Genomic DNA, 15,572 nt, shown 5'->3' with positions numbered 1-15,572 from the left:
ATTAGCCTGGCTGATGATGATGCTAGCCGCGGGAGCCGCCAGCCTGGGTCGCACCCGCCGGACGGCGGGAGAAGATCAGGGTGTCCAGCAGCCAGATGACCACCATGGAAGCCCCGACCAGGGGGAAGGCCAACCCGAGCAGTACCAGCACGGCGATGGCGCCCCGCATGGGGGGAAGCTTGGCGGGCAGGGGCGGTGCAGCGAGGCGGCCCTGGGGACGGCGGCTCCACCAGATCCAGAGCCCACTTACCGAGCTGGCGAGGACCATCAGGCAGATGAGGAACATGGCGAGCTGATGGGGCCAGCCATACATCTTGCCCATGTGCAGCATGACGCCGGTCTCCACCACCTTGGCGACCGGGCCGTAATCCTGCCAGCGTACGTCCGCCAGCACCTTGCCGCTGTATTGATCGATGTGCAGGGTGGCGTCGTTGCGCGGATCGTCGGCGAAGATGGCGATGGTGTAGACGCCGGTCTCCCCCGAGGGGGGCGTGATGCTGTAACCCGGGACGACCTTGCGTGTGCTTGCGATGTCGACTACCTGTTGCAGCGGGATGCGGTGGCTGGCCATCACCATGCCCTCGTGACCGCCGTGACCCATGGCACTGTGATCATGCCCCTCGCTGGCGGGCTGGGAGCTCGGCATGGGAGTGCTCTCCATGGCCCAGGGCACCGTCTGCTCGTGGGCATGGTTGAGGCTGCGGGCGAGGGGGGCGGATTTGGGCACCTCGTTCCACATGGCAGCCGGGAAGCGATTCCAGAGGTTGGCGAACTGATCCCCCCAGAACCCCGTCCAGGTCATGCCGCTCAGCAGCAGCAGCAGCAGGAAACCCGCTCCCCAGAAGCCGACCACGGCGTGCAGATCCCGCCACCAGAGTCGTCCCCGCTGGTGCATTCTGGGCCAGAGGATGCCGCCGACGCCGGGTCCCTTGCGGGGCCACCACAGATAGAAACCGCTGATAAGCAGCACTATGCCCCAGCCGGCGGCCAGCTCGATCAACCGATCGCCCGTGGTGCCTATCATCAGCTCGGCGTGCAGGGCCCGCGCCACCGCCTGCAGATTCCACTTGTTGTCCATGGTGCCGAGCAGGGCGCCGCTGGCGGGATCCATGAACAGGGTCAGCTCGCTGCCCTGGCGATGGACCACTATCTGGGCGCTGGCATCCGGCGCCGTGGGGGGAAAGTATTTGCGCAGGCTGGCATCCGGCATGGCGATCACCGCCTTGGCCAGCAGTTGATCCGCGCTCAGGGTCTGGGTGGCCGGTGCAACCTTCATCAGATCGGGATACATGAGATTGTCCAGCTGAGGCTTGAACAGATACACCATACCCGTGAGGGAGAGCAGGATCAGGAAGGGCGCGACGAAGAGGCCGGCATAGAAGTGCCAGCGCCAGATCCGCTGGTAATGAGTCGCGTCGTGGTTTTTCATCTCAGATCCTTGCGGTCGGGGTGAAGGTTTCAGCTGGTGGAAGGTTTGCTGGCGCGGATGATAGCAGCAACGTTTTGTTAACTGCAATAAAACAGCGCCGAGCGCTCGGGGCCTGGCCTTTGTTCGCAGCGCCCGTGTTGGCGAATAGAACCTAATTTATTGATTACAAAAATAATTGTAGTGATGAAATGGGTGGTAACTGATTACTGTGTCAGTTATTTGTGGCATATTGATGGGGTGAGCAGGGTAGCGGAAAATCCAGGAGGAAGTTGTTGTGTATTTGCAACCGCACGGTCAATTCGAGTTGCAGCAGCGGGAACGGGTGCTGCTCTGTCGTCCGATTGGCGCGTTCAACCTGGCGGGGGCCATGGCCTACGAGGCCGAGTTCAGTCGGCGGATCGCCAGCCTGAGTCAGGCTCCCTGGGGGATCGTCGAGATAGCGACCGAGTTCGAGGCTGCCGGTCCCGACGTCCTTGCCCGTTTTCGCAGCCAGTTTGGCTGGTGCGCGGCCAACGGCTGCGCCTTTCTGGCGGTGGTGATGGCAGGGGGCTTCAAACAGTATCTGGCGGAGCGGGTCTTTGCCGGTCTGCCATTTCAGGGCGTGCATTTTTGCGAGAGTGAAGAGGAGGCCATGAACTGGGTCAGGGAACAGCTGGCCGCACTGGACGGCAGGCTCCGCGTTGAAGAACCGGTGTCATAGAGGCGCCAGCTGGCAATCAGTTCAGATGGATGAACCACTTGTCCCGCTCGTCGATGCAGTCCGGCTCGCCCATTTCGAATTCCCGGCAGATGAGGGGGCGCACCTCATAGATACGACACATCATGGTGTTGCGATCCAGCGCCGCACACCAGCCATCCTCCAGCCGGTGCATCACGGGCACCTCTCCTTCCCGTTCCTCCACATAGCGATCCGGTACACCGGTATCGGTGAACAGCATCACCTCGAGGCGACAACAGCAGGCCTCACAGTTCTGGCAACTCACTTCGGGTAGTGTCTGTTGGGTCATCTCATCACCCTTGCGGTCATGGCATGGAAAAATGAAACAGGCGCCACATCGGCGCCTGCGTCTGGCTCATGGCGGGAGTCTTAACCCAGCTTGCGGGCGCGGTAGCTGCGACCCTTGATCTTGCCTTCCTGCAGCCGCTTGAGGGCGGCGCTCGCCACCTGGCGTTTGACCGCCACGTAGGAGTATTGCTCCGCGATCTGGATCTTGCCGACCTCGCTGCCGGCAATGCCGCCTTCCCCGGTCAGGGCGCCCAGGATGTCGCCGGCGCGCACCTTGCTCTTGCGGCCCGCATCGATGGAGAGGGTCACCATTTGTGGCGTGACGGGTTTGAGCTCGCGCCCGATCTCGCTCAGATCCCCTTGGGGAATGGGAGCTTCTTGGTACTCTTCGATGAAGTTGACGCGCTGGGCCTCATTGGGCTGATAGAGACTCAGGGCCAGACCCTGCTGTCCGGCACGGCCGGTACGACCGATGCGGTGCACATGCACCTCGGGGTCATAGGTCAGCTCATAGTTGATGACGGCGCCCAGCTCCTTGATGTCGAGGCCACGGGCGGCCACGTCGGTGGCGACCAGGATGGTCGCGCTGCCATTGGCGAAGCGCACCAGCACCTGATCCCGCTCCCGCTGTTCCAGATCGCCGTTCAGCGCCAGTGCCGAGAAGCCCTTGGCGGCCAGGTGGTCGGCCACGTCGTTGCAGGCGCGCTTGGTGTTGCAGAACACCACGCAAGAGCTCGGCTGATAGTGGCTCAGCAGCCAGGTCAGGGCCTCGAGGCGTTGACCGGCAGGCACTTCATACAGCTTCTGTTCGATGGCGCTGCCTTCGTGCAGGGACTCCACGCTCACCTCCACCGGGTTGCGTTGCACGCCGCGGCTCATCTGGGCGATCCCCTCCGGGTAGGTGGCGGAGAACAGCAGAGTCTGGCGACGGGCGGGGGCATGGCTGATGACCCGGTTGATGTCTTCGCCAAAGCCCATGTCCAGCATGCGATCCGCTTCGTCCAGCACCAGGGTCTCCAGACTGGAGAGCTCAAGGGTGCCTTGCTCCAGGTGCTTGAGGATGCGGCCCGGGGTGCCGACGGCGATGTGGGCACCGAAGCTCAGGGTCGCGGACTGGGGGGCGGTCGGGGTGCCGCCGCACAGGGTCACCAGCTTGACGTTGGGCATAGCGCGGGCGAGGCGACGGATCTCGGTGGCCACCTGATCTGCCAGCTCACGGGTCGGGCAGAGCACCAGGGCCTGCACGTCGACACGGTTGACGTTGAGACGGGAGAGCAGGCCGAGGCCGAAGGCGGCGGTCTTGCCGCTGCCGGTCTTGGCCTTGGCGATGAGGTCTTTGCCTTCCAGCACCAGGGGCAGGCTCTGGGCCTGGATCGGGGTCATCTGTTGGTAGCCCAGGCTGGCGAGGTTCTCCAGCAGGGCGGGGGAGAGGTTGAGGCTGCTAAATTCGCTGTTGTTCACAAAAAGACTCTATTTCAAAGAAAACCGGGAGCGCGGTGCGCTTAAGGGGGCGCATTGTACCAGAAGTCATGCTCGCTGTGATGGATTGTGGCGGATTTTTGAGCGCAGCCCGGCGGCTCCTGGGGCAACGAGCCGTGTGATGTCTGGATGAATCCTGACTATGTCGACGGCAGGCTGACGAACATAGGGGGATGACTAATTATGCTCAAAGAATACAAACGTTTTTCAATCGAAAGTGATTAAATAAAGCAGCGCAATATACTTCAAGCAGGCATTTTCAAGCCATTAATCAACCTGTCTTTGATTACATAGTGTATATCAATACCGGGTTTCAGTATTGCAAGTCATTGTTTATGTTGGTTTATGCTGACTATCTCGGTTAATTGAAACGTATTCTTGCAGATTAATTAATTTAAAAACGTTTGTATTATTCTGGGTACATATTTCTACTGCAAATTGTGATGCCCCTCCGATTTTTAAATAGGCAATTCCCTATGATGGCGCCGGTTAAAAAATTAAAACTCACTCAGGTGCTACCGCTATGGAATACGTTCACTTTGTGCTCGGACTGGTCATGGTCCTCGTGTTGGCGTTGCTGGCAAACCGCCGCAACTGGAAGCAGATCAAGCTGCGCTATATCGGCCAGCTGTTGGTGGTTGAACTGGCACTGGCCTGGTTCATGTTGAACTCCGAAGTGGGTCTGGCGGTGGTGGGTGGTTTTGCCGCAGGCTTCACCAAGCTGATGGAATTTGCCAAACAGGGGACCGATTTCGTCTTCGGTGGTCTGATGAATGAGGGGGCGTTCTCCTTCTTCCTGATGGTGCTGATGCCCATCGTCTTCATCTCCGTTTTGATCGGCATTTTGCAGTACATCCGCCTGTTGCCGCTGGTGATCCGCGGCATCGGTACCGTGCTGGCCAAGATCAACGGCATGGGCAAGCTGGAGTCTTTCAATGCCATCAGTTCCATGATCGTCGGCCAGTCCGAGAACTTCATCGCCCTCAAAAACATACTGCCGCACCTCAACGAGAAGCAGATGTATACCCTGGCGGCGACCGCCATGTCGACCGTGTCCATGTCCATCGTCGGCGCCTACATGCAGCTGATTGAACCGCGTTACGTGGTCGCGGCGCTGGTGCTCAACATGTTCAGTACCTTCGTGGTGCTCTCCCTCATCAATCCTTATGAGCCTGACAACACGGTCACCGACGCCAAGAGCCTGGCAGAGGGTGACGAGCACCATAGCCCGAAACGCCAGAATTTCTTCGAGATGCTGGGGGAATACATCATGGCCGGTTTCTCGGTGGCCGTGATCGTGGCGGCCATGCTGGTCGGCTTCATCGCCCTGATCGCCCTGGTGAACTACCTGTTTGAGGTGGCCTTCGGTGTCAACTTCCAGCACGTGATGGGCTACATCTTCTACCCCATCGCCTGGATCCTCGGTATCCCGAGCGGGGAGGCACTGCAGGCTGGCTCCATCATGGCAACCAAGCTGGTGACCAACGAGTTTGTGGCCATGATGGATCTGGGCAAAATCGCCGCCGATCTCTCTCCGCGCACCGTCGGCATTCTCTCCATATTCATGGTGTCGTTCGCCAACTTCAGCTCCATCGGCATCATCGCCGGTGCGGTGAAAGCGCTGAACGAAGAGAAGGGCAATATGGTCTCCCGTTTCGGTCTGAAGCTGGTGTATGGCTCCACTCTGGTGAGCCTGCTCTCCGCTGTGATCGCCGGTGTGATGATCTGACAAGTCGCTCTTGTCTTGCCAACAGCCCCCTGCCCAGGCAGGGGGTTGTTCTTTTGTGATAGGAAGCATCGATATACGGTCTCGTGCTGTATGGGGGTGACCAGAAAAATGAAGAGGCCGCCAATGTGGCGGCCTCTTTGTCTGGGGCAAGGACCCCATCGCAGGGACGATGAGGCGATGCCGGTTATTTAAGGACAGGTGACGGTATTACTGGTCACGCCATTGAGGGTGGCCTGGTAAGTCACCTGCTGGGTCAACAGCAGTATGTCGATATTGTTGAGGGTTACCCCGAGCACAACACCATTCTTGCTCCAGGTGACGCTGTTGCTGACATCAAGCGTGCTGCCATCAGAGAAGCTGGCGACGGCCTTGCGGGTCACTATGTTGGCAATCGGGAGGCCGAGCAGCCCGAGCTGGACCTGGGTGGTGCAACTGGCCGTCAGGCTGCCGAGAGTCGCTGCCGTGATGGTGATCGGCTTGCTGTCTGAGCCGGTCAGGAAGCTGGCACTGATATTGGCATTGCCTGCCGCCACCCCATGTGCAACCCCGGTGCCGGTGACGGTCACCACGCCAATATCGTCACTTTGCCAATGGGCAAGGGCGCTGACATTCTGGGTGGTCAGGTCACTGAAGGTTGCTGTCGCCTTGAGCTGTACCTCGTTTCCACTCGCCAGATTGGGGATGGTTTCTATGCTGAGCGAACTCACAGTTGCAGCCGTTGCCGCGATGTTGATGGTGGATGTGATGCCGCCCAGAGTGCCGCTGATGTTGGCAGAACCCACGGCCAGAGCCTTGATCTGGCCGCTCGCATCCACGCTCACCAAGGCGGGAGAGCTGCTGCTCCAGCTGGCCTGGCTGGTGACATCCACCACCGTATTGTCGGAGTAGGTTGCCAGCGCCCTCAGTTGACCATTGGTACCCAGTGCCAGGGAGGCCAAGGGGGTGCTGATCTGGATGGTACTGACCGTTGCCGCCGTGACCGTGATGATCAGGGTGCTGGTCTGCCCGCCAAAACTGCCGGTGATGGTGGCAGTCCCGGGGGATACTGCCGTCACCTCTCCATTGGTATCGACGGTGGCAACGTTGCTGTCACTGCTGCTCCAGGAGATCAGACTCGAGATGTTCTGGCTGCTGCCATCGGAGTAGTTGGCAACGGCAGTCAACTGGGTCTTGGTGCCAGCCGCCAGAGTCGATGCCGTCGCAGACAGGTCGATCTGGTTCACGCTGGCACTGGAGACGCTCAGGCTGACTGGATTGCTGGTGACGCTGCCCACGCGACCGGTGAGGGTGGCATTGCCAATGGTGACCGCGGTGACTTCACCGGACAGGTTGACGGTGGCGACACCGATATCCGAGCTGTTCCAGGCCACCAGGTTAGAGATGTCCTGAGTCGTGCCATCGCTATAGGTGGCGATAGCCGTCAACTTGCCTTTGGTACCCTTGGCCAGGGTGAGAATGGGAGGGGTGATCTGGATCTGGCCGATGATAGCGTTGGTGACCGTCAAGATTGTCCCGGCGCTGGTCACGCCATTGACGCTGGCAGTGATGGTACTGGTACCCACCGCGACCCCGGTCGCCAGACCCTGGGTATCGATGGTGACCTTGGTCTGATCGCTGCTGACCCAGGCAGCCTGGTTGGAGACATCCAGCGTACTGCCATCGCTCAACACCGCCTGAGCCTTGAACTGGACCGAGCTGCCCTTGGCCAGAGTGCCACTGCCGCTATCGAGGACGACCTGGACGCTGCTGACGGTGGCATTGGTGACCACCAGCAATACAGTATTGCTGCTGACGCCTTGGAAGAGGGCCGAGATGTTTGTTCCTCCTGTACTGACCGCAGTTGCCTCACCGTACTGGTCTATGACCGCCACACTGTTATCCGAGCTAATCCAGCTGACCTGGTCGCTAACATCCTGCGATGAGTTGTCGCTGAAGCTGGCGATGGCCTGGAATTGCAACTTGGTGCCTGCAGGCAGGGAGGCGGTGGGCGGAATGATCTGCAACGAGGTGGCGATGGCATTGGTTATGGTCAGACTGACACTGCGGCTGACGGAACCTAGGGTGGCGGTGATGCTGGCCTGGCCTATGCCGTTACCCGAGACCTGTCCCTGACTGTCTACGCTGGCGATGACGGGGTTGTCGCTGCTCCACAGTGCCTGAGCCGACACGTCCTGAGTCGAGCCGTCGCTGAAGGTGGCGATGGCCTGCAGCTGACTCTTGGTACCGAGGGCAATGGTCGAGACGGCAGGAATGACTTGTAGGGCGGTAGGGCTGGCGTTGTTGACCTGAATGCTGGTAGTCGCGGTGACGCCGAGCAGGGTGGCGGACAGCGTCACTGAACCCGCAGCGACACCGGTCACCAGGCCTGTGCTATCGACGGTGGCAACGGCGTTGTTGCTGCTCAGCCAGGCGATTTGGGAGGAGACATCCTGGGTGCTGTTGTCGGCAAAGGTGGCAATGGCCGTCAACTTGGTGGTGGTGCCGATGGCCAGTTGCACGGAGGCCGGAATGATCTGGATCTGGCTGACGGCCAGATTGACGGCAGAAACAGTGGTTTGGCCAGTGACGCCCAATATGGTGGCCGTCACAGTCGCATCACCAGTATCGTTTGCGGTGATTTTCCCCTGGCTATCGACGCTCAGCACGGATGGGTTGTCACTCTGCCAGCTGGCCTGAGTCGACACATCCTTGGTGGTATCGTCCGAGAGGGTAGCAATGGCTTGCAACTGCAGTGACAACCCCTTGGCGAGCTTGGTGGTCGGGGGAATGATGGAAACCTGGGTGGGGATGGCATCCGTGATGGTGAGCTCCGAGCTATTGCTGGTGACTCCCTGATAGCTGGCGGTGATCACCGTCTCACTGACCTTGAGTGTCTTGGCTAATCCCATGGCATCTATGGTGGCGATGCTGGTATCGGCGCTGCTCCAGCTGGCGACGTCAGTAATGTTGGCGGTGCTGTTGTCGCTATAGGTGGCGATGGCCAAATACTGGGTACTCAGGCCAAGGGGGGTGCTGGGGTTGGCTTCTGCCCGGGCCTGATTGCCTGCGGTATCGCCAGATATATCTATTTTGGTGATAGTTTTGGCGGATGGATTCGTTGGTTTGGTGCCTCCCCCTCCGCCTCCTCCGCCGCAGCTGAATAAGAAGAAGGTAAGAAACAGCGAAAGAAATACTGTCATTGGCTTGCTCATGGATATTCCCCTTTAATCTCTGTGCTTAAGGTAAGAGGAGATTCACCCTGATGAGGGGACAGCGAATCCTGCAGAGATATTTATCTCTGTTTTTGTTGAATGACATGTTTTATCAATGTGCTGATTTATCTGTATTAAATTCTAGTGATAGATGCTTTTTATGAGACAAGCCCTCTTTTCTATGTGGGTGTGAATGCTAAGGGTGTGAATCCTAGATGACTGCTATGGATAAGTTTATTATTTGTGGTTTGTTAATATGTCTAGGTCAGGGGAAGGGGTATTTCAATGGCTATTGATATAATTAAAAGTATTGCTTTGTAACAAATCGCCGTTCTTTAGTTATATTGATGAACCGTTCTGCCGGTGGAGAAGGCGGCAATCAGGTATCGATGGCCTTGGTGTGAACCATGGCATGAGGACAAGACTTAGGTGAGACAGCAGGCTGGACGAAACTGGATGGGAAGGGATGACTTGAGTCCATGGGCCGGCAAGCCAAGCCCATGGTGGCAAGAGGAGCGCTGTGCTGGGTCAAGTCAGTTTGCCCTTGAGCAACCATCTATCCAGGGCGTTGGCGAAGCGCTGTTTGTCGGCGGCATTGAAGGGAGCGGGCCCACCGGTCTGGACGCCAGCCGATCGCAGCTCCTCCATGAAGTTACGCATACCGAGTCTGGCCTGTATGGTTTCGCGGGTATAGATCTCGCCGCGAGGATTGAGTGCTTCGCCACCAGCGTCGATCACCCAAGACGCCAACGGAATGTCGCCGGTGATGACCAGGTCACCGGGTTTAACCTGCTGCGCTATCACGTGATCCGCCACATCGAAACCTTTCTCCACCTGCTGGGTCTTGATGAAGGGAGAAGGAGGCACGCGCAGCCCCTGATTGGCTACCAGCGTGGTAACGACCTGGGTGCGGTGGGCGGCACGGTAGAGGATCTCCTTGACCGGGAGAGGGCAGGCATCGGCATCGACCCAGATGGGCATGGCATGGTTTCCAATGGTTCACACGAAGGGCACATCTTAGCATGGCTGGCCGAGAGAGACCGCCCGGGGCTGAGCCAGGCCGCGCTTTCGTGTAAGCTGACCCGATGAATCGACGCGAAAAGGATGAGTGGATGGATCGGGTGCCCAGTGATGTGATTTACGGCCTGACGTTGGATGGCAAGGGGGGCATGCAGCCTCTGGCGGTGGGGAGCGAGATCCCCGCCGCCGAACCCAGCTGGTTGCACCTGGATTACGGCAATCCGGAAGCGGCTCGCTGGCTGCTGCAGACGCCGCTCATCAATGAGGTGGTCCGTGAATCTCTGCTCGGCCAAAGCAATCGCCCCAAATTGGTCCGGATGGGGGAGACGGTGCTCTTGATCCTGCGCGGCATCAACCACAACAAGGATCACCGCCCCGAGGAGATGGTGGCGCTGCGGATCTACATCACCCCCGATCTCATTCTGAGCAGCCGCCGTCGCCCCCTGTTGTCTGAACGGGATGTGTTCGAACAGCTGAAGCTGGGGGGCGGAGCCGACTCGCCAGCTGACTGGCTGGTGGAGATTTGCGATGCCCTGACCGACCGGGCGGGGGAGTTTGTCGAAGAGCTGCACGATCAGATCCTGGAGCTGGAAGAGCAGGTTCTGCTGCGGGATCTTCCCCCCAACGGCCGTCTGGCCAGGATCCGCAAGCAACTCATCATGATCCGCCGCTACCTCTCTCCCCAGCGGGATCTGGTGGCCCGCCTCGCCAACGAGAAGATTAGCTGGCTGGATGAAGATGACAGGCGCCGCCTGCTCGACATTGCCGATCGCCTGCGGCGCTGGCTGGACGATCTGGATGCCGGGGTGGCCCGTACCGCGGTGCTGGCGGACGAGATCAACAACCTGATGGCGGAGGCGACCAACCGCCGCGCCTACCAGATGTCGGTCATGGCGCTGCTGTTCCTGCCGGCCAGTTTCCTGACCGGTCTGTTCGGCATCAACCTGGGGGGAATGCCGGGGGCCGAGAGCCCAGCCGCCTTCTGGATCTTCAGCGGCTCCCTGCTGGCGCTGGCCGTCGGGCTGGGCGTCTGGCTCAAACACAGACGCTGGTGGTAAGGAGCGAAGATGACGACGTGGGAATCTTTTGGCGTGACCCTGCTGTTGCTGCTGGGTCACACCCTTATTCGCGGGCTTATCCACAAGAGCCTGCTGGCCCTGGCCAAATCCAGGCAGGTGAGTGAAAACCGGGTGCTCTACGTGGAGCATGTGTTCCACTTCCTGCTGGGGTGCGCGACCCTGCTGATCCTGGCCGGAGTCTGGGGACTCGACTTCTCTCGCCTGGTGGTACTGGCCTCCTCCTTCTTCGCGGTACTCGGCGTCGCCATGGTGGCGCAGTGGTCGATCCTCTCCAATATCACCGCCAGCATCACCATCTTCTTCGCCTTTCCCTACAAGATTGGCGATCGGATCCGCATCCTCGACAAGGATGACTCCGTGACGGGGGTCATCACAGAGATCGGTCTCTTCTACGTGCGAGTGCGGGACGACAACGGAGACATGGTCACCTATCCGGCGAACCTGATTCTGCAAAAACCGGTCAGGAAGCTGGAGGAGAGGGAGGCCGTGCCCCTGCAACCAGAATGAAAAAAGCTCCCTCGGGAGCTTTTTTCATGGACAGGCTGACTCAGCGTTCGAAGAAGTGGTAGAGATGCTCGACCTGCACCGGACAATCGGCCACCCGGTGAATATGATCGCGCGCCTCCTCGGCGGAGGCGAAGCTCACCGGGCACCCCAGAGTGTCCGTCATCGCGTACAGACGACCGTCCTGCCCGCGAAATTCCACGATCCAGCCAGGTGAGATGACATCGTGCAGGATCTCCGCCTCCTTGAAACGCTGTTGCTGATGCAATGTCCGCAATTCGGTGACCGTCATGACATCCTCCTATGACCGATGACACTCACCTTCATTCTAGTTGCCCGGGCTGGGCGGAGCCCTGTCCGGCCAGCCCTCTATCATCTCTCAGGCGCTGATTACTTGATGGCATCCGGGACGGGAGCGTCTCGGGGCGGTTGCAGGGCGATCACCAGCTCGCCAGTCTGGGGCTGAATGGGGCCGGTGACCACCTGTGGCTGCCCCTTGGCATCGAGCAGGAACAGCGGTATGGCGCCCGGATTGGCCTCCTGATACTGGTTCCAGTCGAAGGCTTCCCGCAGCCGGGTCGCCTTGATCTGACCCCCTCGGCTCAGCAGGCCGCTCAGGCGGGCAAAGTTCATCTCGGCTCCGAACAGATTCTGGCGAGCGCGGAAGGTGGCACTCTCCCGGTTCGCCTTGCCGTGCTGATCGCTGGAGCGCAGGGAGTAGACCTTCTCCTCCCCATAGAGGTGAGCGAAGTGCAGCACGCCGAGGGCGTTGTTGTGGCGGTTGGGAGAGAGGGCCAGCACTGTGCTGATGCTGGTGAGCGGCAGGTGCAACTCGGCCTGCTCCGACTGCGGATTGCCGAAGTAGCAGGGCAGGTTGCTCATGCGGGCCAGCTTGCAGTGTTCCCAGGCGGGATCCGACAGCTGCACCGGGATGCCCTGATCCGCCAGCGCTTTGGCGATGGCGCGGGCCACCGAGTTGGCACCGATCAGCAGCCAGACATTGGGAGCGCTCTGGCGCATGCCGAGCAGGCTGGCGAGGGGGGCAGAGGTCAGGCTCTGCAACACCACGGTGAAGATGATGACGGCGAACACCAGAGGCACCAGCTTGTCGGCATCTGCAATGCCGGCCTCGTGCATGCTGATGGCAAAGGAGGCACTCACTGCCGCCGCCACTATGCCGCGCGGGGCAATCCAGCTGAGCAGGGCGCGGGCACGCCAGGGAAGATCCGATCCCATGGTCGATACCAGGATACAGAGCGGGCGGGCCACAAACTGCACCACGCACAGCAGGAGCAGTACCATGGGCCCGAGCTGCCAGAGCTGCGCCAGATCGAGCCTGGCCGCCAGCAGGATGAACAGGGAGGAGATGAGGATGACGGCGAGGTCTTCTTTGAACTCCAGTACCTCTTCCAGATCCAGCCCCTCCTGATTGGCGAGCCAGATGCCGAAGACGGTGACCGCCAGCAGGCCGGATTCGTGGCTGATCCAGTCAGAGAGGGTGAAGGTGACCAGCACCAGCGCCAGCACGCCGAACTTGTGCAGGCTGACCGGCAGCCAGTCCTTGCGAATGAGCAGGGTGGTGAGCCAGCCGGCGCCCACCCCGATCAGGGTGCCGACCCCCACCGTCTTGCCGAGCGCCAGCAGGGTGTGGCTGAGCACGTCACTCTGGCTGCCGAGGCGAACCGCCTCGAACACCAGCACCGCGAACAAGGCTCCGATGGGATCGATGACGATCCCCTCCCAGCGCAGGATCTTGTCGACCTCCCGCACCGGCCGGATCACGTTGAGCATGGGGGCTACCACGGTCGGTCCCGTCACCACCAGTACGGCACCGAGTACCATGGCGACTCGCCAATCCAGCCCCAGCAGGAAGTAGCTGGCACCGCCTATAACCGCGAAGCTGGCTAGCATGCCGACGGAGCAGAGGTTGCGCACCACCTTCCCAATCCCCTTGAGCTCGGCCAGATGCAGGGTCAATGCCCCCTCGAACAGAATGATGGCCACCGACAGGGAGACCAGCGGGAACAGCAGATCCCCGAGCAGGGCATCGGGGTCGAGCACCCCTGTCGCGGGGCCGAGCAACAGGCCGCTGAGCAGCAGAAACAGGATGGCTGGCACCCGCAGGGACCAGGCCAGCCACTGGGCCAACAGGGAGATCAGGGCGATCCCCGCCAGGGAGAGTGCGATCATGCCAACCTCGGGCAGGTAATGGGACTGGGAGTAGTGTAGCGGGGAAGCGGGGCAAATTGACATTCGATTGGAACAGGGTAAGCGACCCGCGCCCAGGCGGTGGAGGGGGAAATGGGTGCGGAATGTGCGGCGCGACTAGATGGGGCTCTCCTTGTGCAGCTCGGTGACGCAGTCGGTCACCGCCAGCACCAGGGCGGAGCGTACCATCTGATCGAGCCGGTTGAGCTGCATCTGGTAGAGGGGCCAGTCTTCCTCGTTGGCCGGGGGATCCTGCGGCATCATGCTGGCCTGACTGATGCCATGCAGGCGATCGAGCAGGTCGCGAACGGGTTTGTCGCTGAAACGGTAATCCTTGGGGTCGCGCACCAGAAAATCGCGGATCTTCATGTAGGCCTCGATGTCCTGATAGTGCTCGAGGGAGATGAGACCGAGGGCGAAGATGAGCTTGAGGCGCACCTCCAGCTGGCCGAGGGGGCCGCTCTGGTTGAGCAGGGGTTCGATGGCGTATTTGACGGCATACTCCTCCTGGCGGAACGCGCGCCGCATCAGGGAGTCGACCGCCTCTTCCAGGATGGTCACGACCTCAAGGAAGAAGCCGCGGGGGCCATCCTGCTCGTTCAGTCGTTCCAGTACTTCATCTTCCTGGTGTGTGGTCATAGGTACTTGGGGTCCAGCTGACTGGGAGAGAGCCAGGCTCTCTCCCGGTTTTTAACTTGGCGGCGCCTGATCACCCCGTGACGGGGCAGACCAGGACACCGCCAGTGGGTCCTCACAGGGCCTGATAGCGGGCGACGATGGCGGCAACGATCTCGCTGTCTGCATCCAGGCCGGTCACTTGTGCCAGGGCCTTGGCCGGGCCGAGCTCCGCCAGCAAGGCTTGCAGCTCTACCGCCTGAGGGTCGTCGGCATTGCGATAGTGCAGCGCCGCCGCTATGCCCTCCTGCAGATGATCATTGGGCAGGCCGTATTCCAGGGTGCCGAGCAGCGGCTTCACCAGCCTGTCGCCCGCCGCCAGCTTGCGCAGCGGCTGACGGCCCACCCGGTCGATTTCGTCCACCAGATAGGGGTTGGCGAAGCGGGCCAGGATCTTCTCGATATAGGCGGCATGGAGCCGCGGATCGAAGCCGTAACGCTGTACCAGCACCGCGCCGCTCTCCTCCATGGCGCGGCGCACCTTGCTGCGAATGAGCGGATCCTCGATGGCGTCGCGCACCGTCCGGTAGCCCCTCAGCTTGCCGAGGTAGGCGGTGACGATGTGGCCGGTATTGAGGGTGAACAGCTTGCGCTCGACGAAGGCCATCAGGTTGTCGGTCGTCTCCATGCCCGCCACCTTGGGCAGCTCGCCCTTGAACTGGGTCTGGTCGACAATCCACTCGCTGAAGCTCTCCACCGTCACCTCAAGGGGATCGTCGTTGGCCGCGGCGGGTGGCACGATGCGATCCACCGCCGAGTCGACGAAGCCGATGCAGGCGTCGAGCCGGGCATGATACTCGACCGGCAGGTACTTGAGTACCTCCTGCTTGAGGTGGCTGGTGCCGCGCACCATGTTTTCGCAGGCGATGACGTTGAGAGGAGTCAGGTTGCCGGCATCGAAGCGGGCCTGCAGCCCCTTGGCCAGGGTGCTGGCAATCTTGTCCAGAATGTTGGGGCCCACCGCCGTGGTCACCAGATCCGCGCTGACGATGCGATCGATTACTTCTTGCCCGGCGGAGCTGACGGCCGCCACGTTGCGTACCACATCCAGCTTCTGATCCGTGCCCACCACCAGCACCTTGTACTCCTGGCGGTGGTTGAGCTGATCGATCAGGGTCTCGTTGACGTCGGCGAAGGTGACCTGGTGGCTGGCGTCGGCCAGCAGTTTACCGATGAAGCCACGGCCTATATTGCCGGCACCAAAATGCAATGTTTTCATGATATTAACCTCTACAACCAAAGACGATGATGA

Annotated in this window: 12 protein-coding genes and 1 pseudogene; 4 read left to right on the top strand and 9 right to left on the bottom strand. The window is 60.5% G+C overall.

What is annotated here, in order from left to right:
- Positions 1-22: 22 nt before the first annotated feature.
- On the bottom strand, positions 23-1,429 hold the full coding sequence (locus tag VZC39_RS18790) for a PepSY-associated TM helix domain-containing protein (protein ID WP_434664471.1): 1,407 nt from the start codon (positions 1,427-1,429) through the stop codon (positions 23-25).
- Between the two features lie 274 nt (positions 1,430-1,703).
- On the opposite strand from VZC39_RS18790, the gene VZC39_RS18785 reads away from it, so the two are divergent.
- Positions 1,704-2,129, top strand: coding sequence for a hypothetical protein (locus tag VZC39_RS18785; protein WP_349919904.1), 426 nt, complete (start codon positions 1,704-1,706; stop codon positions 2,127-2,129).
- A 16-nt stretch (positions 2,130-2,145) separates the two neighbouring features.
- Here the strand turns inward: VZC39_RS18785 and VZC39_RS18780 are convergent, their stop codons facing one another.
- Both VZC39_RS18780 and dbpA read right to left on the bottom strand, forming a co-directional pair.
- Complete coding sequence (locus tag VZC39_RS18780; protein WP_349919903.1) at positions 2,146-2,436, bottom strand: YkgJ family cysteine cluster protein; 291 nt, start codon at positions 2,434-2,436, stop codon at positions 2,146-2,148.
- Positions 2,437-2,516: 80 nt separating this feature from the next.
- Positions 2,517-3,896, bottom strand: coding sequence for an ATP-dependent RNA helicase DbpA (dbpA, locus tag VZC39_RS18775; protein ID WP_434664470.1), 1,380 nt, complete (start codon positions 3,894-3,896; stop codon positions 2,517-2,519).
- Between the two features lie 541 nt (positions 3,897-4,437).
- Here dbpA and VZC39_RS18770 point away from each other — a divergent pair.
- Positions 4,438-5,643, top strand: a complete 1,206-nt coding sequence (locus tag VZC39_RS18770; protein ID WP_349919900.1) for a NupC/NupG family nucleoside CNT transporter — start codon at positions 4,438-4,440, stop codon at positions 5,641-5,643.
- 188 nt (positions 5,644-5,831) lie between these two features.
- Here VZC39_RS18770 and VZC39_RS18765 read toward each other — a convergent pair whose 3' ends face one another.
- Both VZC39_RS18765 and VZC39_RS18760 read right to left on the bottom strand, forming a co-directional pair.
- Entirely contained in the window at positions 5,832-8,627 is a 2,796-nt protein-coding gene (locus tag VZC39_RS18765; protein ID WP_349919898.1) for a beta strand repeat-containing protein, read from the bottom strand.
- A 735-nt stretch (positions 8,628-9,362) separates the two neighbouring features.
- A complete protein-coding gene (locus VZC39_RS18760) occupies positions 9,363-9,815 on the bottom strand; it encodes a YaiI/YqxD family protein (RefSeq protein ID WP_349919896.1) in 453 nt (150 codons plus the stop codon).
- 104 nt (positions 9,816-9,919) lie between these two features.
- On the opposite strand from VZC39_RS18760, the gene zntB reads away from it, so the two are divergent.
- Together zntB and VZC39_RS18750 are read left to right on the top strand one after the other, a co-directional pair.
- Positions 9,920-10,912: a zinc transporter ZntB gene (gene zntB / locus VZC39_RS18755; RefSeq protein ID WP_434664468.1), complete on the top strand. Its 993-nt coding sequence runs from the start codon at positions 9,920-9,922 to the stop codon at positions 10,910-10,912.
- Between the two features lie 9 nt (positions 10,913-10,921).
- On the top strand, positions 10,922-11,440 hold the full coding sequence (locus VZC39_RS18750) for a mechanosensitive ion channel domain-containing protein (RefSeq protein ID WP_349919893.1): 519 nt from the start codon (positions 10,922-10,924) through the stop codon (positions 11,438-11,440).
- A 40-nt stretch (positions 11,441-11,480) separates the two neighbouring features.
- Here VZC39_RS18750 and VZC39_RS18745 read toward each other — a convergent pair whose 3' ends face one another.
- From VZC39_RS18745 to VZC39_RS18730, 4 genes and pseudogenes are all read right to left on the bottom strand, one after another.
- Entirely contained in the window at positions 11,481-11,729 is a 249-nt protein-coding gene (locus VZC39_RS18745) for a hypothetical protein (RefSeq protein WP_349919891.1), read from the bottom strand.
- A 98-nt stretch (positions 11,730-11,827) separates the two neighbouring features.
- Positions 11,828-13,740 (bottom strand): annotated as a pseudogene (locus VZC39_RS18740) (cation:proton antiporter).
- 22 nt (positions 13,741-13,762) lie between these two features.
- Positions 13,763-14,284, bottom strand: coding sequence for an MltR family transcriptional regulator (locus VZC39_RS18735; RefSeq protein ID WP_349919889.1), 522 nt, complete (start codon positions 14,282-14,284; stop codon positions 13,763-13,765).
- 112 nt (positions 14,285-14,396) lie between these two features.
- Positions 14,397-15,539 (bottom strand): mannitol-1-phosphate 5-dehydrogenase, encoded by a 1,143-nt coding sequence (locus VZC39_RS18730; protein ID WP_434664466.1) that lies wholly within the window; start codon positions 15,537-15,539, stop codon positions 14,397-14,399.
- Positions 15,540-15,572 lie beyond the last annotated feature (33 nt).

Source organism: Aeromonas sp. NJAU223 (genome assembly GCF_051125555.1).
Lineage (GTDB): Bacteria > Pseudomonadota > Gammaproteobacteria > Enterobacterales > Aeromonadaceae > Aeromonas > Aeromonas veronii_G.
This window is presented reverse-complemented; position numbering and strand designations above follow the sequence as displayed.

What these genes read in the sequence shown, in the direction of transcription:
- VZC39_RS18790 (WP_434664471.1), bottom strand. Translation starts at nt 1,429, where the DNA reads ATGAAAAACCACGACGCGACTCATTACCAGCGGATCTGGCGCTGGCAC.
- VZC39_RS18780 (WP_349919903.1), bottom strand. Translation starts at nt 2,436, where the DNA reads ATGACCCAACAGACACTACCCGAAGTGAGTTGCCAGAACTGTGAGGCC.
- VZC39_RS18770 (WP_349919900.1), top strand. Translation starts at nt 4,438, where the DNA reads ATGGAATACGTTCACTTTGTGCTCGGACTGGTCATGGTCCTCGTGTTG.
- VZC39_RS18760 (WP_349919896.1), bottom strand. Translation starts at nt 9,815, where the DNA reads ATGCCCATCTGGGTCGATGCCGATGCCTGCCCTCTCCCGGTCAAGGAG.
- zntB (WP_434664468.1), top strand. Translation starts at nt 9,920, where the DNA reads ATGAATCGACGCGAAAAGGATGAGTGGATGGATCGGGTGCCCAGTGAT.
- VZC39_RS18750 (WP_349919893.1), top strand. Translation starts at nt 10,922, where the DNA reads ATGACGACGTGGGAATCTTTTGGCGTGACCCTGCTGTTGCTGCTGGGT.
- VZC39_RS18745 (WP_349919891.1), bottom strand. Translation starts at nt 11,729, where the DNA reads ATGACGGTCACCGAATTGCGGACATTGCATCAGCAACAGCGTTTCAAG.
- VZC39_RS18735 (WP_349919889.1), bottom strand. Translation starts at nt 14,284, where the DNA reads ATGACCACACACCAGGAAGATGAAGTACTGGAACGACTGAACGAGCAG.
- VZC39_RS18730 (WP_434664466.1), bottom strand. Translation starts at nt 15,539, where the DNA reads ATGAAAACATTGCATTTTGGTGCCGGCAATATAGGCCGTGGCTTCATC.